23 protein-coding genes and 2 tRNA genes are annotated in these 23,843 nt (G+C 49.8%); 2 read left to right on the top strand and 23 right to left on the bottom strand.

Translation table 11 applies throughout. From position 1 onward, the window contains the following. Positions 1 to 78: 78 nt before the first annotated feature. The 8 genes from DW931_RS00740 to DW931_RS00705 all read right to left on the bottom strand — a co-directional run bounded on the left by DW931_RS00740 (position 79) and on the right by DW931_RS00705 (position 11,382). Positions 79 to 1,677, bottom strand: coding sequence for a GH25 family lysozyme (locus DW931_RS00740; protein ID WP_243015171.1), 1,599 nt, complete (start codon positions 1,675 to 1,677; stop codon positions 79 to 81). A gap of 415 nt (positions 1,678 to 2,092) precedes the next feature. Further along, complete coding sequence (locus DW931_RS00735) at positions 2,093 to 2,926, bottom strand: Bax inhibitor-1/YccA family protein (protein ID WP_347559411.1); 834 nt, start codon at positions 2,924 to 2,926, stop codon at positions 2,093 to 2,095. A 76-nt stretch (positions 2,927 to 3,002) separates the two neighbouring features. Next, positions 3,003 to 4,433: an MATE family efflux transporter gene (locus tag DW931_RS00730; protein ID WP_118481735.1), complete on the bottom strand. Its 1,431-nt coding sequence runs from the start codon at positions 4,431 to 4,433 to the stop codon at positions 3,003 to 3,005. A gap of 124 nt (positions 4,434 to 4,557) precedes the next feature. After that, positions 4,558 to 5,835, bottom strand: a complete 1,278-nt coding sequence (locus tag DW931_RS00725; protein ID WP_270252552.1) for a peptidoglycan-binding protein — start codon at positions 5,833 to 5,835, stop codon at positions 4,558 to 4,560. A 122-nt stretch (positions 5,836 to 5,957) separates the two neighbouring features. After that, positions 5,958 to 7,754 carry an aminopeptidase P family N-terminal domain-containing protein gene (locus DW931_RS00720; protein WP_118481734.1) on the bottom strand — a complete coding sequence of 599 codons (1,797 nt, stop codon included), beginning with the start codon at positions 7,752 to 7,754 and terminating at the stop codon, positions 5,958 to 5,960. A gap of 25 nt (positions 7,755 to 7,779) precedes the next feature. Beyond that, positions 7,780 to 9,201 (bottom strand): dihydrolipoyl dehydrogenase, encoded by a 1,422-nt coding sequence (gene lpdA, locus DW931_RS00715; protein ID WP_106999716.1) that lies wholly within the window; start codon positions 9,199 to 9,201, stop codon positions 7,780 to 7,782. Positions 9,202 to 9,352: 151 nt separating this feature from the next. Then, entirely contained in the window at positions 9,353 to 10,363 is a 1,011-nt protein-coding gene (asnA, locus tag DW931_RS00710; protein ID WP_022360200.1) for an aspartate--ammonia ligase, read from the bottom strand. A 242-nt stretch (positions 10,364 to 10,605) separates the two neighbouring features. Beyond that, positions 10,606 to 11,382 carry an HAD family hydrolase gene (locus DW931_RS00705; RefSeq protein WP_022360199.1) on the bottom strand — a complete coding sequence of 259 codons (777 nt, stop codon included), beginning with the start codon at positions 11,380 to 11,382 and terminating at the stop codon, positions 10,606 to 10,608. Between the two features lie 332 nt (positions 11,383 to 11,714). Here DW931_RS00705 and DW931_RS00700 point away from each other — a divergent pair. Further along, a tRNA-Pro gene (locus DW931_RS00700) sits at positions 11,715 to 11,788 on the top strand. Between the two features lie 113 nt (positions 11,789 to 11,901). Here DW931_RS00700 and DW931_RS00695 read toward each other — a convergent pair. The 4 genes from DW931_RS00695 to trkA form a co-directional block, all read right to left on the bottom strand. Then, positions 11,902 to 12,126 (bottom strand): hypothetical protein, encoded by a 225-nt coding sequence (locus tag DW931_RS00695; protein WP_118481733.1) that lies wholly within the window; start codon positions 12,124 to 12,126, stop codon positions 11,902 to 11,904. 203 nt (positions 12,127 to 12,329) lie between these two features. Continuing rightward, positions 12,330 to 12,620 carry a hypothetical protein gene (locus DW931_RS00690; RefSeq protein WP_118626835.1) on the bottom strand — a complete coding sequence of 97 codons (291 nt, stop codon included), beginning with the start codon at positions 12,618 to 12,620 and terminating at the stop codon, positions 12,330 to 12,332. A 15-nt stretch (positions 12,621 to 12,635) separates the two neighbouring features. Then, entirely contained in the window at positions 12,636 to 14,075 is a 1,440-nt protein-coding gene (locus tag DW931_RS00685) for a TrkH family potassium uptake protein (RefSeq protein WP_118481732.1), read from the bottom strand. A gap of 9 nt (positions 14,076 to 14,084) precedes the next feature. Continuing rightward, positions 14,085 to 15,443, bottom strand: coding sequence for a Trk system potassium transporter TrkA (gene trkA / locus DW931_RS00680; protein WP_118472912.1), 1,359 nt, complete (start codon positions 15,441 to 15,443; stop codon positions 14,085 to 14,087). A 318-nt stretch (positions 15,444 to 15,761) separates the two neighbouring features. On the opposite strand from trkA, the gene DW931_RS00675 reads away from it, so the two are divergent. Then, positions 15,762 to 15,832 (top strand) — tRNA-Gly (locus DW931_RS00675). 216 nt (positions 15,833 to 16,048) lie between these two features. Here DW931_RS00675 and DW931_RS00670 read toward each other — a convergent pair. The 11 genes from DW931_RS00670 to DW931_RS00620 form a co-directional block, all read right to left on the bottom strand. After that, positions 16,049 to 16,891, bottom strand: coding sequence for a M15 family metallopeptidase (locus DW931_RS00670; protein ID WP_118467521.1), 843 nt, complete (start codon positions 16,889 to 16,891; stop codon positions 16,049 to 16,051). Between the two features lie 471 nt (positions 16,892 to 17,362). Next, positions 17,363 to 17,653, bottom strand: coding sequence for a phage holin family protein (locus DW931_RS00665; RefSeq protein WP_022359091.1), 291 nt, complete (start codon positions 17,651 to 17,653; stop codon positions 17,363 to 17,365). A gap of 3 nt (positions 17,654 to 17,656) precedes the next feature. Further along, positions 17,657 to 18,268: a hypothetical protein gene (locus DW931_RS16025; protein WP_207664437.1), complete on the bottom strand. Its 612-nt coding sequence runs from the start codon at positions 18,266 to 18,268 to the stop codon at positions 17,657 to 17,659. Positions 18,269 to 18,288: 20 nt separating this feature from the next. Next, positions 18,289 to 18,900, bottom strand: coding sequence for a manganese catalase family protein (locus tag DW931_RS00655; protein ID WP_118293749.1), 612 nt, complete (start codon positions 18,898 to 18,900; stop codon positions 18,289 to 18,291). Positions 18,901 to 18,903: 3 nt separating this feature from the next. Continuing rightward, complete coding sequence (locus DW931_RS00650; protein WP_022360123.1) at positions 18,904 to 19,158, bottom strand: spore coat protein CotJB; 255 nt, start codon at positions 19,156 to 19,158, stop codon at positions 18,904 to 18,906. Next, positions 19,158 to 19,556 carry a spore coat associated protein CotJA gene (locus tag DW931_RS00645; RefSeq protein ID WP_233430131.1) on the bottom strand — a complete coding sequence of 133 codons (399 nt, stop codon included), beginning with the start codon at positions 19,554 to 19,556 and terminating at the stop codon, positions 19,158 to 19,160. The genes DW931_RS00650 and DW931_RS00645 overlap by 1 nt, the downstream gene beginning before the upstream one ends. Before the next feature lie 92 nt (positions 19,557 to 19,648). After that, the gene (locus DW931_RS00640) at positions 19,649 to 20,044 is read right to left on the bottom strand and encodes a CBS domain-containing protein (RefSeq protein WP_022360124.1); all 396 of its coding nucleotides are present in this window, start codon (positions 20,042 to 20,044) and stop codon (positions 19,649 to 19,651) included. A gap of 204 nt (positions 20,045 to 20,248) precedes the next feature. Then, positions 20,249 to 20,839, bottom strand: coding sequence for a lactate utilization protein (locus DW931_RS00635; RefSeq protein WP_118467519.1), 591 nt, complete (start codon positions 20,837 to 20,839; stop codon positions 20,249 to 20,251). Between the two features lie 450 nt (positions 20,840 to 21,289). Beyond that, positions 21,290 to 22,057 (bottom strand): M23 family metallopeptidase, encoded by a 768-nt coding sequence (locus DW931_RS00630; RefSeq protein ID WP_118467517.1) that lies wholly within the window; start codon positions 22,055 to 22,057, stop codon positions 21,290 to 21,292. 40 nt (positions 22,058 to 22,097) lie between these two features. Then, entirely contained in the window at positions 22,098 to 23,090 is a 993-nt protein-coding gene (locus tag DW931_RS00625; protein WP_118467515.1) for a SpoIID/LytB domain-containing protein, read from the bottom strand. A 214-nt stretch (positions 23,091 to 23,304) separates the two neighbouring features. Next, positions 23,305 to 23,829 carry a hypothetical protein gene (locus tag DW931_RS00620; protein WP_118467513.1) on the bottom strand — a complete coding sequence of 175 codons (525 nt, stop codon included), beginning with the start codon at positions 23,827 to 23,829 and terminating at the stop codon, positions 23,305 to 23,307. Positions 23,830 to 23,843 lie beyond the last annotated feature (14 nt).

Genomic DNA, 23,843 nt, shown 5'->3' with positions numbered 1-23,843 from the left:
GTTCGAATTTGTTTACTTTTTCATTTTTTTAACTGAATCAGCTCCAATATCTGGGTACTGGTTCAAATCATATTTATATTATACCCCTGCCGGACCGGACGGCTGCACCGGTGACTGGCTTCCGGTTATCGGAGTCTGTCCATCCGTCGAACCGCCATTTCCCGCCGCATTCTCCTCCGGCAGAACTACCGTGCAGCTTCCGTCTGCCGCTGCCTGCCAGGTATTTCCATCCATCTCGAACGTAATACCTGCGTACATCGCGCCGCTGGCATCCAGGTAATATTTCTTACCGCCAAGATCCAGCCAGCCGGTCCGCATCACGCCGGACTCATTCATGTAATACCACTTTCCGCCGACTGCCTGCCAGCCCGTCGTCATGGCGCCGGAGCCGTCAAAGTAATACCAGCTTCCGCCCAGGTTCTGCCAGCCCGCCTGCATCGCGCCGGATGCGTTCAGATAATATTTCTTGCCGCCCGTCTCCAGCCAGCCGGTCTGCATCAGACCATTGTCCGCCATGAAATACCAGCTTCCATCGACCGCACGCCAGCCCGTCGCCTGTTCGCCGGATGCGTCAAAGTAACGCCAGCCGCCGTCCAGCGTCTTCCAGCCGGTAATCATATGACCGTCCGCCTCCAAATAATACTTTTTGCCCGAAAGCTCCAGCCATCCTTTAGACGGATTGCCCGCCGCATTCATATAGTACCAATTCTGACCATCGTTGATCCACGCCGCTTTCTGCATCACATGGTTCTGATAATAGTAACGGTTCCCCGCGATCGTCCGCCAGGTATTGCCCGGAATGATCTGCGTATAATCTTTATACAGATAATCAATATCCACATTGCCGTTCACGCCCTTGACCGAACCGGTGTTGGACGCCTGCCACATCGAGGTCTTTGAATATGTATACTTCTGCTGGTATTTTGCCACCCATATATCATACGAAATCTTCGACATATCGATCTTATTGGCAATCCAGTATTCATTTGCATAGACCATCGGATAATATCCTGCATCCTGAATCCGCTTACAGAACGCGTTGATCACATCGCTGACCTGAGACTGCGTCAGGGTTCCCAGCGTATTAGCATCCTCGGCATCAAAGACAACCGGGAAGGAGATAGGATAATCCTTGATAAGATTCAGGACAAAATCCGCCTCCTGCTGCGCCATTTCGACCGAAGTCGCATACGAATAAATGTACGCGCCCAGCCGCAGCCCTGCCTGGCTCGCATTTGCCGCGTTCATAGCGAAAAACGGATCCACATTACCGCGGAACCGGGTTGCCAGCATCGCAAACTGTACATTATCCGATGCCACCTGGCTCCAATTTACATTCTGCTGCCAGTAGGACACATCCACGCCGCGCGCAATCGCACCGATCCCCTCATTCTCCGTCACCCGGTACACGCCAAGCCCCGATGTGACCGCGCTCACACCCCCATTGGAAACAGAAGTCGAACCGCCAGAGCTGCCTGTACTTCCCGAATTGGAGCTGCCCGAACCGCCGCCCGGCCCCGCATTCGAGGATGACGATGTAAGAGAAGAATCTCCCGCCGGTCCTGCCAGCGCTGTCATCGGCTGAAAACACAGCGCTGCTGCCAGCATGCCAGCCGCTGCCCGTGAAAGCACACGCGCGCGCCCCATCCTTTTTTTGTTCATTCTATTCCGATTCATGCCAAAAAACCTCCTTGATTATCCTTTTATACCTGTTGTCTGTTCACCATTTATATACATTTCCCCGCCTGATCCGGCGGGGGCATATGCGAAACAAATATGGTTCATCCACACACTGTGTAACCAACAGCAGAACATTTCCTATTATAACCTAGTTTAACAGATACTCCCCATCCACTTCAATAGAGAAACTTTAAATAAAATCTGTCAAATTTATTACAGAATGCTTCCCTTTCTGCTAAAAGAATGAAGCCGTCCATGCCAAAAACAGGATTTTCAAGCAGAAAAACACAATAATGCCGGAACAAAGCTTTCCCCCGTTCCGGCATTTCATTTTTGCATATTCAGTTTTCCGCAAAATTCCACTTTTCTTTATTCCTGCAAAGGAACTTCTGTTCTACTGAAAGATTTTTTCCTATTTCCGATTCCGGTTCATCAGGCGGATAATGTACAGAAACAGGTTGATAAAATCGAGATACAGCTGCAGCGCTGAGAATACCGATGCTTTCTGAAGCAGCTCCGGATCCGCGGAGAAAATCTGGTAATTATCCCGGATCTTGGTTGTATCATAAGCGGTAAAGCCTAAGAATACCACGATACCGGCATAGCAGAGCACTGTCTCAAAGCTGCCTAGATTTAAAAACATTGAAAGCAGACCAAAGAGAATCAGAAACAGCAGTCCGCCAACGAGCAATGGACGGATTCCGCTCAAGTCCAGCTTGAAGATCAGGCTGACGCCCGCCATCATTCCGAAGAACAGCGCGGTCGCCGCAAATACAAACACCATCTCCACAACACCGAAGATCAGGAAATACATCGAGAAAACAACGCCGTTTAAAGCTGCATAGAATAGAAACAGCCCTCTCGCCGCTCCCACCGATAACTTGTGAATCCGGGCACTCAGCCAGATCACCGTCAAAAGCTCCAGTCCCGTCAATGCGAGGGTCGCATACGGAACCTGAAATACATACAAAATCGCTCCCGTCACGTATCCGGCTAATGCGATGCCAAATGTCACAAGAAGCCCTGCAAACATCCATAAATATGTCTTCGCCACATACTGTCCCAGTGTCTCATGGCGTTCCCCCGCCATCTGCCAGGACTCATTCATTGGTTCATAGCCCATAATTCTGCCTCTCTTTCTGACCAGCGGCAAGTGCCTCTGCCCTCTGTTTCGAATCTCCGTTTTATCTGCCGCTTGCGCGGCATCCATCCAGGAAGAAACACTGTCACCTATCTTTTGTAACATAAGAATATCACACTTTCTGAAAAAAATCCAGTACCACCCCGTTTTGTCAATCATTTTCGAAACCATGCATAACTATTTACAGGTTATGAAGCTCCCGCCTCTTTTTCTTCCACGGAAGCGGCACATTCCATTTTTTCAGCGCACTGAAAAAATAATAATAAATATTAAAGAGAACCGTTGTGATCGTCCAGGTCAGCGGATAGCTGAATACCACTGTCAGGATATCCGGGCGGATCGGAACAGCGATCAGGATCCAGACAACCCGCAGGACGCACACGCCCAGCGCCGTCATAATCATCGGAATCCAGCAGTCTCCCACACCGCGCAGTGCGCCGGAATAAATCTCAATACAGAGGTATGTCACAAATGCCGGCACCAGGAAGTGAAGAATCTTCATGCCGATCGCGATTACCTCTGCATCCGTTGTGAACAACAGATAAATATAGCCGCCCGTCAGATACAGGATCGTGCTCAGCCCCACCGTGATAATACAGGAAATTCCCAGGCAGACGTACACGCTGCGTTTCACACGGTCCAGCCGCCCCGCGCCGTAATTTTGTCCGACAAAGGTCGTGATGGAGATCCCCAGCGCATTAATGATCATCCAGTAAGTGCTGTCGATCTTTCCATATGCAGCCCACGCCGCCACCGTATCTGTTCCCAGTGCATTGACGCTGCTCTGGATCACGAGGTTGGAAAAGGAATACATAACCGACTGGAGTCCAGCCGGAAACCCAATCCGGATGATCCGCACCAGAATCACCGGTGTGATCCGCGTTTTCCGGATCTCAAACCGGTACGAGCCATCCGCACGCATCAGCGTTCCCAATACCAGACACGCGCTGACCACCTGCGAAAGGATCGTCGCCACCGCCGCACCACGCACGCCCATCCGAAGTCCTACTACAAACAACAGATCGAGCGCAATGTTTGTAAAACAGCTGATCACAAGGAAATAGAACGGTCTTTTGGAATCACCAATTGCCCGCAGGATTCCGGCACCCATATTATATAAGAGGTTCGCCGTGATTCCGACAAAATAAATGTGCAGATACCCGCTTGCATTGTCCATGATATCCTCCGGCGTCCCCATCAGGCGAAGCGCCGTGTCGGAAAAAAGGAGTCCGCCAACCGTCATAAGGATACCGCACAGCAGCGAAAAGGCAATCGCCGTGTGGACTGCCTCGCTGACCCGCTGACCGCGTCCCGCCCCGTAAAACTGGGCGATGATAACTGTCGCACCCGAAGAAAGTCCTACAAAAAAGCCAACCAGCAGGTTCGTAAGCATCGATGTGCTTCCGCCGACCGCCGCCAGCGCTTCCTTTCCGACAAAACGGCCTACTACCACCGCATCTGCCGTATTATAGAGCTGCTGAAAAAAAGTTCCAAATAAAATTGGGAAGAAAAATAGCAGAAGCTGTTTCCAGATCACTCCCTCTGTGATCGCATTTGCCCGGCCAGTCCCCCCGGGTTGTCTGACTCCCTCTTCCCGTCTGGTATCTTTCATCCAATCCACCCCCCTCTTATGTTCTTTGTCTCTGTTTCCTGTATGCATCCTGCTCACAGATATTTCACCTATAGGAATTCATATGTCTTTTCGTTATTCTTCTCCCGCAAATCCCATTTCCAACTCAATTCAGCTCCGCAATCCGCGAGATCCCCACATAGATATGAGAAATCTTGTACCAGGTAGCAAAATCGACCACGCCCGTCTGCGGAAGTCCAAACACCGACTGGAACGCCCGTACGGACGCCTCCGTTCCGGATCCGTAGATCCCGTCCGGCGTAACCCGCGGGATCGCTGTATACACAGTCGCCACCGCGTCAAGCTGCTGCTGCAGCTGCCGCACCTTATCGCCGCTGGAACCCACCTTAAGCGGTTCCCCCGGATAGGAGATCGGGATTCCTGATATCTGTTCCGCAGTGTTGATGTAAATACTATTTCCATAGAAGCGCCGCAATATCTCGATCGCGCTGTATCCCTGTTCTCCCAGACTGCAGGATCCCCACTGGGTCATCCAGCCCGGGCAGGACACCCGCCGCCCGTCGCAGTACTGCGTCAGAATCGGCTGCCTCACACCGGGGCGGGACAGATAGTTGTCAAAAATGTCATCCACCACCTCTGAGATCGGCTCAAAAATATCGCGCCCGTAAATCCATTTGTGATCGAATGCCGTTGAGGATGTAATCGTAAAATCGTAGCCCTGGTTCCGATACCACTCCGTATACACCCGGTTCAACGTAAACGACATGATTGCCAGCACATTAGCGACGATTGTGCTGCGCGGCCAGGTCGCATAAATCTCGCTCGATGCCACGTTCTTGATATAATCCCGGTATGCCACATAGTAATCTTTTGCGGACGCATTGGTCGGTGCACCGTCATGCACGACGATCGTCTGCGGCACCACCACGCGGCTCAGCACGATCTCTCCGCTCTCCTGCACTGGTTTTACCTCATCCTCGGCAATCTTGGGCGGATAGGAACCATATAAGGTATGGTCCGGAATCTGGATATTCTCCTCCGCTCCGGTCTGAGCCGGAAGCGGAATCATCCGGATCGGCTGGACTGCCAGCACGCCCGCCAGCACCTCCGTTCCCTTTACCTTCACCGGCCCATAGCCCTCTGCCCGCACTTCCACCGTATAATCCGCATACGGCTTTTCCCGGTTCTGTTCTTCCAGTGAAAGCAACGCAGGAGGCGCCGCTACCGCAATCTCCTCCGTCTGCCCGGATAAATTGGTTCTAAGCACTTCCTGCGTCTGTCCTGATTCTCCATAGCTGATCGAAGCCTCTGCTCCCTTAATTGGAAAATTGTTTTCACTGTTTACCACATCGATCCGCAGATAGCCGTCCTGCATTCCAGTTGTCTCACAGATTCGGACACGGTCGAACGAATGATAGCGCATACACGCAGCCTCGCATTTATTTTACATGGTCATTTACAGTTTATATCCAGCATCTTTTATCTATGCCGGTTTTTATCCGATTTTTTAATGTTTTGCTGCCGTATCTTCCTTATTTTTCTCCTCTAAATCGCTCTCGTCGCCTCTGCCAGCCACACCTTCTCTTCCTCCGTCATATACGGAGACAGCTTCTTAAACACGCCCTTGTGGTACGCGTTCAAAAGCTCGCGGTCACGCCCTTCCATCAGCGATACATCGATCGTGTCCAGATCAATCGGAACCCAGGTCAGATTTTCAAATTTCATGAACTGACCAAATTCATTCTTCACATCTTTCACACAGAGCATCAGATTCTCCGTCCGGATGCCAAATTTTCCTTCCAGATAAAGACCCGGCTCATCAGAGGTAACCATGCCTTCCTCCAGAACCGCATTTTCAGCGGGCGATGTGAGCAGCCTCCATCGGATGGAATTCGGGCGCTCATGCACACAGCCCAGATAGCCGACACCATGCCCTGTTCCATGGTTGAAATCCAGGCCGTTTTTCCACAGGAGTTCGCGCGCAATATAGTCCAGATTGATACCGCGGCAGCCATACATAAACTTCGCATCCAGCAGACGCAGCATCGAGCACGCCACCAGCGTACAGCAGCGTTTTTCTTCCTGCGTGATCGGTCCGACCGCGATGGTACGCGTCACATCCGTCGTTCCCTCATAATACTGTCCGCCGGAATCGACCAGATACAGCCCCTTCTTCGGTACACTACTCTTCTCTGTCTCAGACGCCGTATAATGGCACATCGCCGCGTTCGGTCCCCACGCAGAGATCGTCGTAAAGCTCATATCCAGGCAGTTTTTTTGTTCCAGGCGCAGCTTATCCAGATATTCCCCTGCGGTCCACTCGTCCAGTCCTTTTTCGCCTGCATGTTCCTTCACCCAGCGCAGGAAACGGGTCAATACCAGACCGTCCTGCACATGCACACGGCGCATATTTTCCTGTTCCACTGGATTTTTGACTGCTTTGGCCGCTGCCGTCGGATTCATCGCCTCGATCACTTTCACGCTCGCATCCAGGCACCGGAACAGACGGTAATTGATCTTCGACTTTTCCAATAAAACGCGCTCATAGCGGAATGCGGATGCAATCTGGTATACCGCCTCATATGGCATGATCCGAACGCCCAGTCCATGCAGATAGGCACGTACTTCTTCGTTCAGCGTCTTCTCATGAATAAAGAGGAATAATTCCTGTTTTGTCACAATCAAGTAGGACAATACAACCGGCGTATGTACAATGTCATCACCCCGGATATTTAAAAGCCACGCGATATCATCAAGACTCGTCAGCAGATGCACCGTCGCCTGACGCTTTTTCATCTCCCCGCGCAGATCTGCAATCTTCTCCTCCGCCGGTTTTCCCGCATACTTCTCTTCCAGAATCCAGACCGGGTTCATCGGAAGCGCCGGGCGGTCGTCCCAGATGCTTCCAACCAGATCCTCACCCTCCGAAATGCGTACCTTTTTCCCGGACAGTGCTTTCGCGATGCGCTCGCCCTCTGCCGTATCGACCACTCTGCCGTCAAAACCCAGAACACCCTGTTCCGGCATATGTTTTTTCAAAAATTCCAGCGTCGTCGGCACGCCCTCCTGACCGGAGCGGTAAAGTTCCACCCCGCTGCCGGAAAGCTCTGCTGCCGCCTGCACAAAATATCTGCCATCCGTCCAGAGACCTGCGTCCTCCATCGTAATGACCGCCGTTCCCGCCGAACCGGTAAAGCCTGTCATATATTTCCGGCATTTGAAATACCCGCTCACGTATTCCGAGCCGTGGAAATCCGATGTTGGAATCAGATATGCGTCCATTCCACGCTCCGCCATCTTCTCGCGAAGCTGTTCAATTTTCGCCCGAACCTCACGTCCCATTTTTCTGCCTCCTGTTGTTTCTCTATTATCCATTTTTCAACGCATCTTCGATCGCCTCCGTGATCGCCTCACTGTACGTCGGATGCGCGCGCATCGCCGTCGAGAGCTGATATGCCGTAAGACCGTTGGCGATCGCCGTTGCCATCTCTCCGATCATGTCCGTCGCACGCGCACACATGATCTGCGCCCCGATCAGCGTGTTGGTATACGCCTCAAAAATCAGGCGCACAAAGCCGCGGCTGTTTCTCGCCAGAAGCGCTTTTCCATTTTCCGTCATATATGCCACACCGCACTTGATCTTCATATTATAAAGGCGGGCGTCATTTTCCGTAAATCCAACCGCCGCAATCTCCGGCTCCGTATAAATACAAGTCGGCACAACCGGAAGCACAACATACATACCGTTCGGCACGACCGAAAGCTGCATCCGGTGTCCGCGTCCCGCCAGGTTTTCGACCAGATAAGCCGCATGGGACGCTGCCACATGGGCAAGACGTTTCCGCGCCACGGTATCGCCGATCGCATAGACATTTTCCTGCGTCGTGCGGTAGGTTCCCTTGATGAGCGGACGCCCATTTTCCAGCTGTACCTGACAATCGTCCGCCAGAACCTTCGACATATTCGGGCGTCTGCCGACTGCCACCAGCACGCGGTCCGCCGGGCTTTCCTTCCAGCCGCGCTCACAACGGTAATTGACCGACACCGTGTCATTACCGCGATCCTTGATCTCCATGACCTGTACATTGCAGTGGACTTCAATACCCTTAGAACGCAGATTTGCTTCCATCTGCTCGGAAATCATCGGATCCATCGACTCCAGCAGACGATTTGCCTGCTCCAAAAGCGTCACGCGGGAACCGAGCGCCGCGAAGATCGTCGCGATCTCCACACCGATGACACCGCCGCCGATGACCGTCAGACAGTCAAAATTCCAGTCATCCATCCGCAGAATATCACGGCTTGTCATAACCTGCGGCAGATCAATTCCTGGGATATCCGGAATCACAGGGCTGGAACCGGTTGCCAGAATCACATTTTTTCCTTTCAGCGTCAATGCGCCTTTGGAGGTCGTCACACGCACCACATTATCCGCATGCAGGCGCGCATCGCCGTGAATCATCTCCACCTCCGCTTTTTCTAACATTCCCTGAATCATTGAGCGGAATGATTCCACGGACTCATTTTTATAAATCTGCATCTGCCGCCAGTCAAAGCTGACCTTCTCCGCCACGATACCAAACCGGAATGCTTTCAACATATCCCGGTAGACTGCAGTCGCCTGCAGAAGCGCCTTGGCAGGAATACAGCCGGTATTGACGCATGAGCCGCCCAGCGCTTTTTTCTCGATCAGGACTGCATCCATCCCCATCGCCGCCGCACGCAGCGCTGCCGTATATCCCGCCGGTCCCGCACCGATAATAATTAAATCATAGATATGATCCGCCATATAAATATCCTATCCTCTCATTCTATGGGCTTCCCATTACATAAAAAGAATGTGCCTTTTTGTGTAATAGGGAATTCTAATGAATTTCTTATTACACAAAAAACTGCCGCAGAAAATCACTTTCCCGGGCAGCTTTTCATCAATTTTATTTTTACAGCAGATGAATGTTGTGAGCCTCTGCCTCTGCGCGCACACCGTCCGGCCAGATCGACGCCTGCACCTCTCCGATATGTGCTTTCCGCAGGAAGAACATACAGATACGGGACTGACCGATACCGCCGCCGACTGTATACGGAAGCTCTCCCTCCAGAACTGCTTTCTGGAATGGCAGCTCCGCGCGTTCCTCACATCCCGCCTTTACCAGCTGCTCTTTCAGGGAATCCTCATCAACACGGATACCCATGGAAGAAAGCTCCAGTCCGATATCCAGAACTGGATAATATACCAGAATATCGCCGTTTAATTTCCAGTCATCATAGTCCGGAGCACGACCATCGTGCTTCTCACCGGATTTCATCTTGTCACCAATCTGCTCGATAAATACCGCACCGTGCAGCTTCGCAATCTTGTACTCGCGCTCCTTCGGTGTGCAATCCGGATACATATCTTCCAGTTCCTGGGTCGTCACAAATGTGATATTTTCCGGAAGATAACGTCCAATGTACTCATACTCATATGCCATATAGTCCTCGGTCACTTTCAGTGCCTTGTAAACCGAACGGACAATGGATTCCAGTGTCTCACGGGTACGATCTTTTTTACTGATGATCTTCTCCCAGTCCCACTGATCCACATAAATGGAATGGATGTTGTCTGTATCCTCATCACGACGGATCGCGCTCATGTCGGTGTAAAGGCCTTCACCTTCCTGAAATCCGTACTCTTTTAATGCCTGACGTTTCCATTTGGCGAGAGAATGTACAATCTCAGCCTTCCGATCTTTCTGCTCCAGAATTCCAAAGGATACCGGGCGCTCTACGCCGTTTAAGTTATCGTTCAGACCAGATTCCGGCAGTACAAAAAGCGGTGCGGACACACGGGTCAGATTGAGCTGTTTTGCCAGTTCTCTCTGAAAAAAGTCCTTGATTTCCTTGATAGCAACCTGTGTTTCTCTCAAATCCAATACCGGTTTATAACCAGCCGGAGTAATTAAATGTTCCATCTGTTACATCCTCTCTTTTTTCCCGGTGCGTGTCCGGTTCCCTGCCGCACTGCCGATTTCTGCAGCCGCAGTTCATCCTTTTAGTCAAAGCTTGCAGGCACGCGCCTTTTAAGTCATTTCTTGTTATTGTACTGCATGGAATTTCTACTCAAAGAAACTCACCTGTGGACAATAACCGTTTGGTAGCTATTATATCATTTATATAGGAAAATGGGAACAGGTAAAATAGGAAAATAACTTCTTTAAAATAAATGAAGGTGTTCGCACGCTTTATAAATTCCATCTTCCCCGATCGGTGCCGTCACGTAATCGGCTACTTTTTTAAGCGCATCCACTGCATTTCCCATCGCCACGCCGATGCCGGCTTCCTGCACAACCTCAATATCATTCATGCTGTCGCCAAATGCCACTGTATCGGAGAGATCTTCTTTTTCTCCAAAATACACCGCCAGCCTGCGGAGTCCGTCCGCCTTGGAATTGCCTTTCTCGACCACATCCGCGCCATGTCCGCTCGCAAACATCGGCAATTTCAGGGTCGGAAATTCCCGTTCCATCTCCTTCACCTGTTCACGGCTGCCGACAAACGCCAGTGTCCGGACCGGCATCGTGAGCATCTTCCACGGATCCTGGAACTGCCGCCCGCAGCTTCCCCAGAAGCGGATATCATTAGCCGCAATGATCTCCGGATGGATATAGTAATCTTCATCCCCCACCGTCATGCCGATTCCGAATCCCTTTTCATCGCAGAAACTCAGCACCCGGCGCAGGAGTTCCGGATCAAAGATGTGCTCAAACAGCAGCTTATCTCCCACTGTGATCTTCGTCCCGTTCATATGTACAATCGCATCCGGACGGACGATGTCCCGGTACGATGTACTGTAATAATTATCCATATCGCGCCCCGTTGCCAGCACAATCTTGTACTTCGGGCGCAGCTTTTCAATCGCCTCCAGCGCACTCGGTGTGATCTGATCCGTCCGGTGGTCTAAAAGGGTCATGTCGAGGTCAAAACTTATCATGATGTTCTCCTTGGGGTTGGTTACTACAAAAGGTCACAGCCGAAGACTCTGCTATGACCTTTTCTTTTAATTATCCACGTTTTCATCATACCATTTTTCAAATTTGGAGTCAATATTGGGAAAATATTCATTCTATTGATCCATTCCATTGATTCGTAAAATTCCACTCAACCATCAAAATTACATCAAAAAACAAACATCCGGCAGCGAAAATTTAGAAGTCATAGTTGATTTTTGATGTAATTTTGATATAATGATACGCATATAATACTTCAACAAATGGCGGTATATGTCAGCTGAAAATTTGGCAAAGTGCAGCTATGATTTATTTTCGGGGTATGGCGTAGCTTGGTAGCGCGCTCGGCTGGGGGCCGAGAGGTCGCAGGTTCAAATCCTGTTGCCCCGATTTTTAGCATATTCTTAGCGTTCTTAATAAATGAAAAGAAGAAAGCCGGGCAGCTCTCACCGCCCGGCTTTCTTTCCCTCAGTTCACACCTCGTGCAAATTAAATCGCCCTCTCTAGTTTCCGCAGCCACAGCCACCATTATTGCCGCAGCCACAGCCAGACTGGCTGTCTCTTCCGGCATCATAGCCATCCCGGTAGCCGACTGCATAACCATCATTGAAACCTCTCCGATAGGAATTTCTTCCGTTATTTCCACAGCTATTCCAGCCCCATCCATTATTTCCACAGCCGCCGCATCCTCCGCAGTGTCCACAACCATTACCCCAAGACCAACACATATGATAATCTCCTTTTCATTTTTCATTGATACTATATCATATGCCTGTCAACGCAAAGTGTGTCCCACTTCCCCGGAAGCCACACCGTCAGCCGTTTCAAACATCTGTCCCAAAACCAGTCAAGTCATCCATCAGCCATTTTCTCTGCATCATGGCAGCAAAAATGGGCGCATGCCAGACACATCACGTCCACTTTTATCTACTTACACCCGGAAGTTCCGGCTCTTAAACACATACACATGCGCGAACAGTGTCACCAGCACAACCGCCGCCAGCACCAGATCGCCCGTGCCGCCGCCCAGATGAAACGCCATGCCAAACAGCGACAATGTATCAATCGCAAACAGCCATTTTTCAACCGCATACACTTTTTTCAGGTTATATCTCTTCGGATCGATCGAATCCGATATAAAAATCAGGAAATCTTTGCCGCAGAACAAATCAATTGTCTCCGCCAGTCCCAGACATCCCGTCAAAAAGAACAGTATATCCATCCGCACTCTCCTTCCCTAGAACCGTTTCCAGGTTTCCCTTGAAAACAGCAGAAGTACCGGAAAAATCTCCAGACGTCCTGCCAGCATATCAAAAATCAGAACCACTTTTGAAAAATTACTGAAAAATCCAAAGTTTCCGGTCGGTCCGACCAGTGCCAGACCCGGTCCGATATTATTAAACGTAGCCGTAACCGCCGTAAAATTCGTCACCAGATCGTATTCATCCAGAGAAATCAGCAGAACAGATACCGTAAAAATGAGCACATACGCGACCATAAACACATTCGTCGAGCGCACAACCTCATGCTCCACGATCTTTCCATCCATTTTGATCTTCTCCACTGCACTCGGGTGCAGGTACTGTTTCAGTTCCTTTTTTACTGATTTAAGCAAAATCAAAACACGTGACACCTTGATACCGCCTCCGGTACTGCCCGCGCAGGCGCCGATAAACATCAAAAGTACCATAACCGTTCTTGAAAGCTGCGGCCATTTATCAAAATCCACCGTGGCATAACCGGTCGTCGTGATAACTGAACCGACCTGGAATGCCGCATCCTGGAATGCCTGCAGTGCATTGCCGCAGAGTGATACCGTATTGACTGTAATGATGCCAATCGCCGATGCAATGATTAGAAAATATGCCCGGACCTCCTGCATTTTAAAGGCCTGTCCTATCTTCCGCATCAGCAGGAAGAAGTAAAAGTTAAAATTCACTCCGAACAGAATCATAAACACCGTCACGACATTTTTCTGAAATGCCGTGTAGCTCGCCAGACTATCATTCCGGATTGCAAAACCACCCGTACCTGCTGTTCCGACCGTGATCGTGATCGCGTCAAAAATCGGCATTTTCCCAAGAATCAGAATCACAGCCTCAAGAATCGTCATTCCCAGATAAATCTGGTATAACAGCTTCGCCGTCATCTGAACCTTCGGAACGAGACGGCTCACGATGGGTCCTGGGCTCTCCGCCTTCATCAAATTCATATGGGAACCGCCCACCATCGGCAGGACACTCAGAAGGAATACCAGAACGCCCATACCGCCGATCCAGTGCGTAAAACTCCGCCAGAATAATAAGCATTTCGGCAGCTGCTCCACACTGCTCAGAATACTTGCACCGGTCGTCGTAAAGCCCGATACCGTCTCAAACAAGGCATCGATCGGATTTGGAATATAGCCGCTTAATACAAACGGCACTGCTCCCATCACACTGAGTAAAACCCAGCTTAGAGAAACCGCCACAAAGCTCTCCGCCACATAAAAGATCTGATTTTTCGGTTTCCGGCGTACCAGAAGCATACCAACCATCAGGCATACTGCCATCGTTGCCAGAAAACACCATACCTCCGACTCACGGTAAATCAGCGCCACTGCCGTCGGAAGCACCATAAAAGCCGCCTCAAAATTCAGGATCCAGCCTATGATATAAAATACAATCGAATAATTCATCTATGCCGCCTACTTTCTCAGGATGTCACGGATATCCCGCAGACCTTTCTGACTCGTCAGGACGATCACTGTATCGCCCTGCTGGATGCAGTCCTGTCCACGCGCGATCTTGATATTACCGCCGCGGTTAATGCATCCGATCAGCAGGTTGTTCTTGAGATTCAGATTCATCAGCGGAATGCCCGTCACTTCCGACTCCTCGCGGATCACAAACTCCAGCGCTTCCGCCCGGCTGTCGAGAATATGGTACAACGTCTCCACATTGCTACCGATGGTATTCTGCATCGCGCGCACATACTGTAAAATGTAGTCCGCCGTAATGTATTTCGGATAAATCAGACTTCCCAGATCCAGCTTGCTGATCAGCTCGTCAAAGGCGATCCGGTTAACCTTCGTCACCAGCTTCGCGCTGGAATTTTCCTTCGCATACAGCGCAAGGAATACATTTTCCTCATCCATATTCGTCAGAGTGACAAATGCCTCCGCCGTCATCAGCCCCTCTTCCAGAAGAAGCTGCCGGTCCGTTCCGTCGCCGTTGAGGATCAACGCATCGTCCAGAAGTTCTGTCAGAACCTCGCAGCGCGCTTTATCCTTCTCCACAATTTTAACCCGGATCTTCATCGCCGCCAAAAGTTTTGCCAGATAATAAGCAATCGTACCGCCTCCGACAATCAACGTATTTCTGACCTGGTTTGTCTGAATGCCGATCTTGCGGAAAAATTCTGCCGAATTTGCCGGGGAGGCGATAATCGACACCATATCCCCGTTTTTGATCACAAATTTACCATCCGGGATCGCCACCTCATCGCCGCGCTCAACACCGCCGATCAGGACATCGCAGCGGAATTGGCTGTCAATATCCATGACCGAAAGCCCGTCCAGCTTAAACTCCGGTTTTACCTTAAATTTCAGAAGCTCTACCTTTCCCTTGGCAAATGGATCGATCTTGATCGCTGACGGAAAGCGCAGAATTCTCGAAATCTCCGTCGCCGCCGCATATTCCGGGTTAATAATCATGGAAATTCCCAGCTGCTGCTTGATAAAGGTAAGCTCGTTGCTGTAAATCGGATTCCGCACACGCGCAATCGTGTGGCAATGCCCCACTTTTCTCGCAATCAGGCAGCAGAGAAGGTTCATCTCATCCGACCCTGTCACGGCAATCAGCATGTCCGCCGTCTGCACACCTGCCTCGATCTGCATGGAAATGCTGGCACCATTTCCCACCAGCTTGATCGCATCGATATCATCTGACACCCGCTGCATCCGCTCCGCAGACGTATCGATCATCACCACATTGTGATCTTCCCGGACAAGCTGCTCCGCCAGCGTCGTACCAACCTTGCCGCATCCGATAATGATTATATCCATAGTTTCCTCCGTTATTTTCTGTTTATCCGCCATACCGATACAGATTTATATACAAAATAAAAAATGTGCCTTAACACTTTCCTATGACGGAAAAAGGGTGCCTGAAAACCACGCCCTAATCCATACGGAATTATTATAACACCTTCTGCGAGTTTTTGAAATATAAATTGTGTTAAGAGGGCATTTTGTGGGTGTTTTGAATATATTTGTCTCTTTCGATCCCAAAAGTGCCTACCCGTGTACAGTAACTTTCCTCCCTTTTTGGCAAGATAAATTTCTTGACTTTTTCAGAAAAAACAGTATACTTAATATATATTTGCAGATATGGTTCATCGGTAGAACGCTAGCTTCCCAAGCTGGAAAGGCGGGTTCGATTCCCGTTATCTGCTTTTTTTGATGGATGCGGAAACCCTTGTAAATGCTGGATTTTTCCTTTATTTACAAGGGTTTTTGGTGTTTTTGGAGCATCTACCACGAAAGCATATTTCAGTATAAAGAACCCCCTTTTCCGGGGAAATATCACACGAAAAAAGGGCTGTTTTTCCTTTATTTTCAAGGAATGACAGCCCCTTATTATGCGCTTATATTGTGTTTTTCATCATATTTTATCGTATGTGTCCGTCCTCTGCTATCCGATCTGCGGTAATCATCCAGCCATCCGAATCAAACGCATACGCCTGTCCGTCAATCTGGCAGACTGCATCGTGCCGGTAGGTGTACCCACTCAGCAGATACCACCAGCGCCCGTCCTGGCACACCCAGCCAGTAAGATACTTGCCAGACACCCAGCCGTCCGCAGTCTGGATCCACGGATCGCCGTCGGCAAAGCATTTATTAATTGGCTGCACACGCTGATCCTTGGTGTAGCGCTTGCCTGTGTCTGTACCTTTTGGAGTTGTTCGTATGATAAGTGAGGACGCAGTGACTCTCAACCCGCGTATGCCGCTCTTAATTTCTTTAAGATCGGTGATCACCGTTTTTGACTGTTCTGGTACCGTGCTGTTCTCCGCCGCCCAGGTCTTTTTAAACGCCTCAAATGTCCCATATTTCTGTTTCAAAATCCCAGTACCGCTGCCCCAATCCGGCAAATATACGTGTGGCTTGTCTACGATGCTTTTCCAATCGCCGCCCCATCCAAGCCCCAGATTTTTGGCAAGCTCTCCGACTTTCTTAAAATAATCTCCAGACTCATTATAGGCGCCTTTTCCATCTGCCCGGTAGAAATCCGCTGCAATGCCCCATTGGTGCTGGCTGCTATAGCTGCTGCCCCTAGCATTCGTGACAATACTGCCCGGCCGAGTCCGCCCTTGTGCATACAAAGCGTCCTGTTCGGCGACGCTCCGGAAAGATTCCCCGATTTTAATCGGCAAACCTGCACCGACACACTTATCAACGAGCTGCGCAGTCAGCGCCTGGAGACGCGGATGGCATAATGTGATATCTCTCATAGATTTGTCCTCTTTTCTTTATGATATGAAAAATATGACATTTTGTTTTCCGGGGGTATCTTGCAAAGAATTTTCGCATATGCTATAATGCCGATAGGCTAAGAGATAGTAGTTGTCCATCACAGGCAACGACAAAACCCCCAAGGATCGCGACTCCTTGGGGGTTTTTATTCCTAATTTCACGACGGGAAGGCTTAAACCCGCAGGCTAGTTACCGACTATTTGTGACCGTCTAACCATTTGCAGATGAAATGGCTAATCACACCCGCCACGACGGAAACAATAAGAGATAATAGTATTTCCACCGCAGGCACCTCCTTCCTGTCACCAGTTTCGGAGGCGGTAACTCTGACATTATAGCATATAAATTTCTTTCACTCTATCGGATTTCGTCGATTTTCCCTATTGTTGCGATGCCGCAACGGCAGCCATGCCCCGAACTGCCGCGGGAGATAGTCGGATCGCCTCCTTCTACTCTTCTTTTCCTGACTGCTTAAAAATCTGGTTTACATACGTAGACAATCCCGCCACAAGGACGCCCTGTGTAAGTGCCGTGAAAACTGCCAGCGCGATATCCTGACCACTGCCGCAGGCACAGGTGGCGAACACATAGATGGCACAAATCGCAACGCCAATCAGCCCATTAATGAGTGGGATGTATTTGTCTTTCACTGTCTCACTCTGCTTCAGCCACATCCCAATAAAGTACAGCACTACTGCTACCACAAGTAATTCCGGCTTTACATAATCTTTAATCTGCATACCTTATCCCTCCATCTGCTTTTCCAAATCTGCGATCCGATGGTTTGCCACCCGGATCTGTTTCTGCATCACTGCCTCGGTCTCCTCTAATTTATATGTACGCTCAATTACTGTATGAAAGCAATTATGAATGATGAAGTCATGGAACGACTGATTGATACGCTGATGGAGTTGCAGAAGAAAGAAAGCACCGATCTGCCTCTTTTGAAAAAGTAGCTTGCAGAAACGGAAAAAGGTATTAACAATATTCTCAACTCCATTCAAGCAGGGATTTTTACTCCGTCCACCAAGCAAAGACTGGACGAGTTGGAGGAAACCAAAAGGCAGCTTGAAGTCAGCATTTTGCAGGAGGAAATGCACAAGCCCCTGCTTACAAGAGAACAGATAGCATTTTTCATTTACCGCTTCCGTAAATTTGATGTGACAAAGCGGGAACAGCGGCAAAGACTGATTGACAGTTTTGTAAATGCGGTGTATCTTTATGAGGACAAGATAATTCCTTACTTTTAACTGTAAGAACAGTTCTAAGGCCATCACACTGGCGGAGGTTGAGGGTTCGGATTTATCCTCACTCGGTGCTGGTTTGAAAACCTCCGTAAAGAATGAATTTGACATTGTTTACGGAGGTTTTTGTTTTATCCCTTCGCTTTCACTTTATCAAACTCTGGGTTAAACGTATAGAAATTACGACTGCTCAGGTGATCCTGTACATTTCTTAAAGCTTCACCAAACCGCTGAAAATGTACAATCTCCCGCTCGCGCAGAAAACGGATCGGATCGCATACTTCCGGATCTTTGACCACGCGGAGAATATTGTCGTAAGTTGTGCGGGCTTTCTGCTCTGCTGCCATATCCTCATATAAATCCGTGATCGCATCGCCCTTCGACTGGAACTCGCACGCATTGAACGGGATTCCGCCTGCTGCCTGCGGCCAGATTGCCGTGGTGTGGTCGATATAGTATGGTCCGAACCCGGATGACTCGATCTGTGCCGGAGTAAGGTTGCGCGTGAGCTGCTGGACAATGGCGGCAATCATCTCCATATGGGCGAGTTCCTCGGTTCCGATGTCGGTCAGAAGTCCTTTCTGCATCTTATAAGGCATCGTATACCGCTGGGACAGGTAGCGCATAGAGGCTCCGATTTCGCCGTCAGGACCGCCATACTGGCTCATTACATATTGCGCGATCTTCGGATTCGGCGTCTTGATATTGACTGGATATTGTAATCTTTTTTCATATCTCCACATACGCTACACCTCCCCTTCCCACGGCCAGCGCTCTGTAAGCCAGGACCATGTGCATGCATCGTCCGCATCCTCGATCGTGAGCGGTCCAAACGATGCCTCATACGCTTTAACAGCTTCTTTCCGAAGTGCCACCACATACCGGTAATAATTCAGCGCATTCCTGTCATCCGGGTGGGTGTCCAGATAGAGAATCACATCATCCATTGCAAAGCTGGCATCATCAATCCGTTTCATCAATTTTCTGGCAGTCTCATTCATCAGCAGGCACCTCCCATCATAAACGGCAGATCCAGATCCGGAAAAATAGTTCCCCGCCTGAATGCGGTTTCCAGCGCATACGGCTGCTGCCAGGACTGAATCGGTACATATCCCATGCCGACCGGATAATTTCCGCCTCCCAGAAATGTCTGCGGCGGCCTGTTCCCTCCTGTCTGCGGATACGGGCGGGCAGGTCGGATTTCTGGACCCTGCGGGCAAAATGCCCCATTTTCCGAAACAAGATGCACCGAACCAGCACAAGGTATTTCCGGCGGACAGGTTGGCGGTGCGGTATTTATGCAACGATTGCCAGAAATGCCTGCCACCGGGCATGACATAAGAGGCATTCCCGAACGGCAGGCATTTTTCCGGCTGGAGTTATCCTGATAACCATTCATATTTCATTCTCCTACAAAAGCAGTTATACTTTATCTTATGCAGGAAATATATAAATGCGATCGCCGCTGAAAAACAGAGCGATCATTATGTACTATTTTTTACAAAGGTAACTGATAACATCTTTTCTGGTAATAATACCGATAAAATTTTTCTGATCATCCAGCACCGGCACGAAATTCTGGTTCATGATCTTTCCCAGAAGATCTTCCATATCCGCATTGACAAGTACCGGCTGATTATCCGAACGGCGTGGAATCTCAGTGATCCGCACTTTTTCTAGTCCTTTCTGCACCAGATCTGTCTTATTTTTGAGTCCCCACAGCAAGTCGCCCTCGGTTAATGTTCCTGCGTAACGCCCTGCCTTCGTGATGATCGGCACCGCAGAATACTTGTACTTTTCCATCGTATCCATTGCCTGCCCAACCGTGTCCTCCTCATTCACATAAATGACTTCGCTTTTCGGTGTCAGAAAAAATAATATATTCATGGTTTACCTGTTCTCCTTTCATCTTTCCCCATACGTCCCCCATACGTATCTGTAGATTTTGTATATTTTCGTTCAAATCTGCCTTCGTTCTTCTTGATTATACCAAATCCGTCCAAAAAAGATATAAAGAAATCCTTATTTTTCCATCAAATTTTTCTATAATCGGTACTGTTCATACCCGTGACCAGTAACTATATTCCGCTCCTAATAACCCATCTCCTCATCCACAAACACAACCTCTACTTCCATCCCATTGCTCGGACGCTCCAGGATCACGATCGAATGGCAAATCCGTGCCGGGCTGTTGCAGTCTACGCAAACGCCCGTTTTCGCACACGGGGTCTGGACCTGCAGACGGGCTGCGTTCTTCGGTGCTGCGATCTGTTTTGCACGTTCCATCGCAGATGTCAAATCCGGACAGACTTTATTGTTTCCAATGACAAAATATACTTTTTCCGGTCCGAATAAGGTCTGCGACACGCGGTTTCCGGTTCCATCGATATTGACCAGTTCTCCGGTTTTGGAAACACCATTGGCGCTGGTTATGTACACCTCGGCACTTCTCGCTTCCATAAGCGTCTCGCGCCCTGCCTTTTTCCAGTGCCAGATCACCTCATTTTTCTCGGAAAGTGCTTCATAAAGTCCCATCTCCTGTGCCGTCACGCTTCCGCCTATCGCAACTTTTTTCCCGGAAATCTGATCTTTCAGATAGTCCAACGCAGCCTCCTTTGTATCAAAGAAACTCGTTTTAAATCCGTGACGTTCAAAATTATTCTTCAACAATTCCTGTTCCATCTTTGTCCTCCTTATTAAATCGTTCAATTTATAGTAACTTTTATTTATAACCTACATTGACAGCCTTTGATCTTTGAAAATATTCGTACTTTACCTATAGTATATCAAATATTGGCAGAAAAACAAGGCAGAGCAAATTAGCTGCCCGCCTTGCTTCAAATCAAGTTACTGTTCACGCATGCGTGCCCAGTAACGGAATTTGCCGTGGCTTCGCATTCAAATACGGCAAATTCCTGCTGCCACCACGTTTTCTTACGGCACTTTCGGTTCCAAAAGTGCCTACCCGTAAACAGTATCAAGTCAACAAAATTCCCTGTCTTCATGTTTTCATACAGCAGCTTTCTGTTTCAAAACCACCTGTCACAAAACACAAACTTATCCCTTCATTTCCAATTTCTGCCACAGCCAGAACCAGACTGCAAGGCGCATCATAAACAGCATTTCAGCCTGTCATTCCAGATAATCCAGCGCATCCACCGGTTCTCCGTCGTGCATCAGCTCGAAATATACGTTATTTCCCTCAATCGAATAGTATTTGGTCGGCTCTGCCACATATCCGAGTATCGTATCTTTTGCCACATACTGCTTCTGCGCCACCTGAACGTCTTTGAGCTGTCCACAGACCGCCGTGTAGCCGCTTCCCAGATCCAGCACAACATAATTGCCGATCTCCTCATTGGAACCGACTTCGGTTACCTGCGCCTCGGCGGGTGCGGCGACCGGCTCACTCACATCGCCCTGGATAATGAGCGCCGGATTGCATTTGTATTGATCGAGCGTCGGAAAATAGACGGTCGAATCCATGCTGTAATCGAGAATCACATTGCCCTGGACCGGCCAGCTTAAGCGATCGGTTCCATTGTAGGAAAGTGCGGGTGCGGCAGCTGCTCCGGCTCCCAGACTGCTCTCTTTTTCCTCCTCCATCGGCTTCTGATCGGCTTCATCCCGGTTATTGACCGAATACGAGGCATCCGAACTTCCTGCCACCTGTGCGCGTGTTTCCGCCTGTCCGTCGTTTTCTTCTAAACGGTTCTGCGGCATCTCTTCCGCCAGGATTCCCTCCGTCTGCGGCACATCCAGATACGGATTTCTTCCATCCTGCGCATTATCTTTTCGAATTTTTACGGTTCCTGCTGCGGCTACGATTGTCAGCAGACCAAGCACTGTCATTACCAGAACAAGTTTGTCCCTGAATAACTGTCTTACTTTATTTTTCACGTTTATCACCTCGGTATTAGTCTTGCCGAAGTGAATCGTTTTATTCAGAAACGATTTGAATATTTTTAAAATAATGCTTTAAAATTTCTTCCGCGCTACTCCCATTCTCCGCCATGAGTCCCGCCCCGTACTGCGACAACCCGTAACCATGCCCGCGCCCATAAGTAACACAGCGGATTTCGTCCCCGTCTTCCTCGAGGGAAAAAGCTGGCGACGGCACGCCTAACGCATAGCGCACCGCGTCCCCGCTGTACGTCTCCGCCCCAATCTGCACTGTTTCCACATAACCGGCGCTGTCCCGTTTCACGATCTGAATCTCCTCCAGAATCCGATCTTCTTCCAGATTTTCCAGATCCGGGTGTTCTCCCAATGCATTCAGTCCTTCTTCCAGACGTTTTTTCAGTTCTTCCCGTGTCATGCCCTGCCGCGTCAGGTAGCCGCCAGCGCCCTCATCCTCCTTTGCCGCAACCGACGCCAGATACGGATGCGCCTCATCCCCTTCGCGCGTCCGCCCCGCGCTCACTGCATGAAACAGCGGCTCAATATAATCCCCAGCCCAGATCGCCGTCTGTCCTGCGCTCTCCCGCACCGCCCCACAGATCGTCTGGTAATATTCCGGCATTCCAGCCGCCTCAAACCGGCTCTCGATCTGCTCCGGCTCCAGATAATCCATATCTAACGCCGATTCCTCGATCGAATCTGCCCCGTCCATCTCCCGGTACAGCGCCGTCCGCGCCAGAATTGCCTGCGCCTTGACCGCCTCCTTCGGATAGCCGTCCGGAATCTGCACTGCAGTCAGACCGATCAGATATTCTTCCAGTGGGACAGCATACCCGGTTCCGTTGTTGCGGTCGCCATCCTCCCGATCCAGAAGGATCTGCCGATCATCCGTCTGACTTCCCCATCCAGATGTTCTATCTGAATTTTCTCCGATTTTTCCTCCATCCGCCCCCTGCACACGCCCGGAAACTGCCAGTGTTGTGATATATGGGATCAAAAAAGCCGCCAGTACGGCGGCAGTTCTCTTCTTCATTTCGGTTCTCCTGTTTTGACTGTTCCAGTACGGTTTCACGCATTTTCTGTTTTGCCATACCAGTAAACTTATGGTTTCAATGCCTTACAAACCTGCTTCTTTTCTCTGCCTTCCTTATCTTATGACAGGCACTCAAAAAATATCACAAGTCTACGCTCCGGCTTCTCCTCCGCCGCCCTTTGCAGTCTCTTCCAGTTTCCCCTCTATCATTCTTTTACTCCCCCAGCGTCACACCATCCAGCAGCCAGCGGAACCATCCCTTTTTCTTCATCACCACAGTTCCATGAAAGTCCATCGTCTTCTCCGGTGCCAGCACCTCATTACCTTTTTCCAGGCAGAAACGCACCGAAACCGTGTAGTCATACGTCCGCGCCTTCTTCTCCCGCCCCGTCTCGCTCAGCTGGCAGCTCGTCACATACACGCGTTCCACCGGAGCGGAAAACTGCGATAATAAAAGGACATACGGAAGCCCCGTCTGCTCCAGCGCCTCGCATCCAGCCTCGGTTGCCGTCTTTCCATACTCTTTCGCATAGATCGCCGTCAGACCGTCCTGATACACCTCATCCAGATCAAACGCCCGGTTCGCCGTATAAAGCGAATAGATTTCCTTTTTCGCCTGCTGATAGGCGCTGTTTTTATAAGAAGCAAACAAAAACAGCGAAATGATAAAAAAGAGGGAAGCACCCACAAGAGGAACCGAAAATCCTTGTGTCCCCGGTCTTTTTCTGTATCCTCTCATAGTGTGTCCTCCCT

This window comes from Clostridium sp. AM43-3BH (assembly GCF_003479985.1).
GTDB lineage: Bacteria > Bacillota > Clostridia > Lachnospirales > Lachnospiraceae > Otoolea > Otoolea fessa.
This window is presented reverse-complemented; position numbering and strand designations above follow the sequence as displayed.

Coding starts and splice junctions, on each gene's coding strand:
- DW931_RS00690 (WP_118626835.1), bottom strand. CDS start 12,620: ATGGATATACTGTTCTTTTTGACGGGATGTCTGGGACTGGCGGAGACA.
- DW931_RS00695 (WP_118481733.1), bottom strand. CDS start 12,126: ATGTGTTGGTCTTGGGGTAATGGTTGTGGACACTGCGGAGGATGCGGC.
- DW931_RS00655 (WP_118293749.1), bottom strand. CDS start 18,900: ATGTGGAGATATGAAAAAAGATTACAATATCCAGTCAATATCAAGACG.
- lpdA (WP_106999716.1), bottom strand. CDS start 9,201: ATGGCGGATCATATCTATGATTTAATTATTATCGGTGCGGGACCGGCG.
- DW931_RS00720 (WP_118481734.1), bottom strand. CDS start 7,754: ATGGGACGTGAGGTTCGGGCGAAAATTGAACAGCTTCGCGAGAAGATG.
- DW931_RS00625 (WP_118467515.1), bottom strand. CDS start 23,090: ATGAAGAAGAGAACTGCCGCCGTACTGGCGGCTTTTTTGATCCCATAT.
- DW931_RS00685 (WP_118481732.1), bottom strand. CDS start 14,075: ATGAATTATTCGATTGTATTTTATATCATAGGCTGGATCCTGAATTTT.
- DW931_RS00735 (WP_347559411.1), bottom strand. CDS start 2,926: ATGTTACAAAAGATAGGTGACAGTGTTTCTTCCTGGATGGATGCCGCG.
- DW931_RS00705 (WP_022360199.1), bottom strand. CDS start 11,382: ATGATAAGTTTTGACCTCGACATGACCCTTTTAGACCACCGGACGGAT.
- DW931_RS00740 (WP_243015171.1), bottom strand. CDS start 1,677: ATGAATCGGAATAGAATGAACAAAAAAAGGATGGGGCGCGCGCGTGTG.
- DW931_RS00650 (WP_022360123.1), bottom strand. CDS start 19,158: ATGAATGAGACTGCCAGAAAATTGATGAAACGGATTGATGATGCCAGC.
- DW931_RS00640 (WP_022360124.1), bottom strand. CDS start 20,044: ATGAATATATTATTTTTTCTGACACCGAAAAGCGAAGTCATTTATGTG.
- trkA (WP_118472912.1), bottom strand. CDS start 15,443: ATGGATATAATCATTATCGGATGCGGCAAGGTTGGTACGACGCTGGCG.
- DW931_RS00665 (WP_022359091.1), bottom strand. CDS start 17,653: ATGCAGATTAAAGATTATGTAAAGCCGGAATTACTTGTGGTAGCAGTA.
- DW931_RS00620 (WP_118467513.1), bottom strand. CDS start 23,829: ATGAGAGGATACAGAAAAAGACCGGGGACACAAGGATTTTCGGTTCCT.
- DW931_RS16025 (WP_207664437.1), bottom strand. CDS start 18,268: ATGTCAAATTCATTCTTTACGGAGGTTTTCAAACCAGCACCGAGTGAG.
- DW931_RS00730 (WP_118481735.1), bottom strand. CDS start 4,433: ATGAAAGATACCAGACGGGAAGAGGGAGTCAGACAACCCGGGGGGACT.
- asnA (WP_022360200.1), bottom strand. CDS start 10,363: ATGGAACATTTAATTACTCCGGCTGGTTATAAACCGGTATTGGATTTG.
- DW931_RS00670 (WP_118467521.1), bottom strand. CDS start 16,891: ATGAGAGATATCACATTATGCCATCCGCGTCTCCAGGCGCTGACTGCG.
- DW931_RS00645 (WP_233430131.1), bottom strand. CDS start 19,556: ATGAATGGTTATCAGGATAACTCCAGCCGGAAAAATGCCTGCCGTTCG.
- DW931_RS00635 (WP_118467519.1), bottom strand. CDS start 20,839: ATGGAACAGGAATTGTTGAAGAATAATTTTGAACGTCACGGATTTAAA.
- DW931_RS00725 (WP_270252552.1), bottom strand. CDS start 5,835: ATGCGCTATCATTCGTTCGACCGTGTCCGAATCTGTGAGACAACTGGA.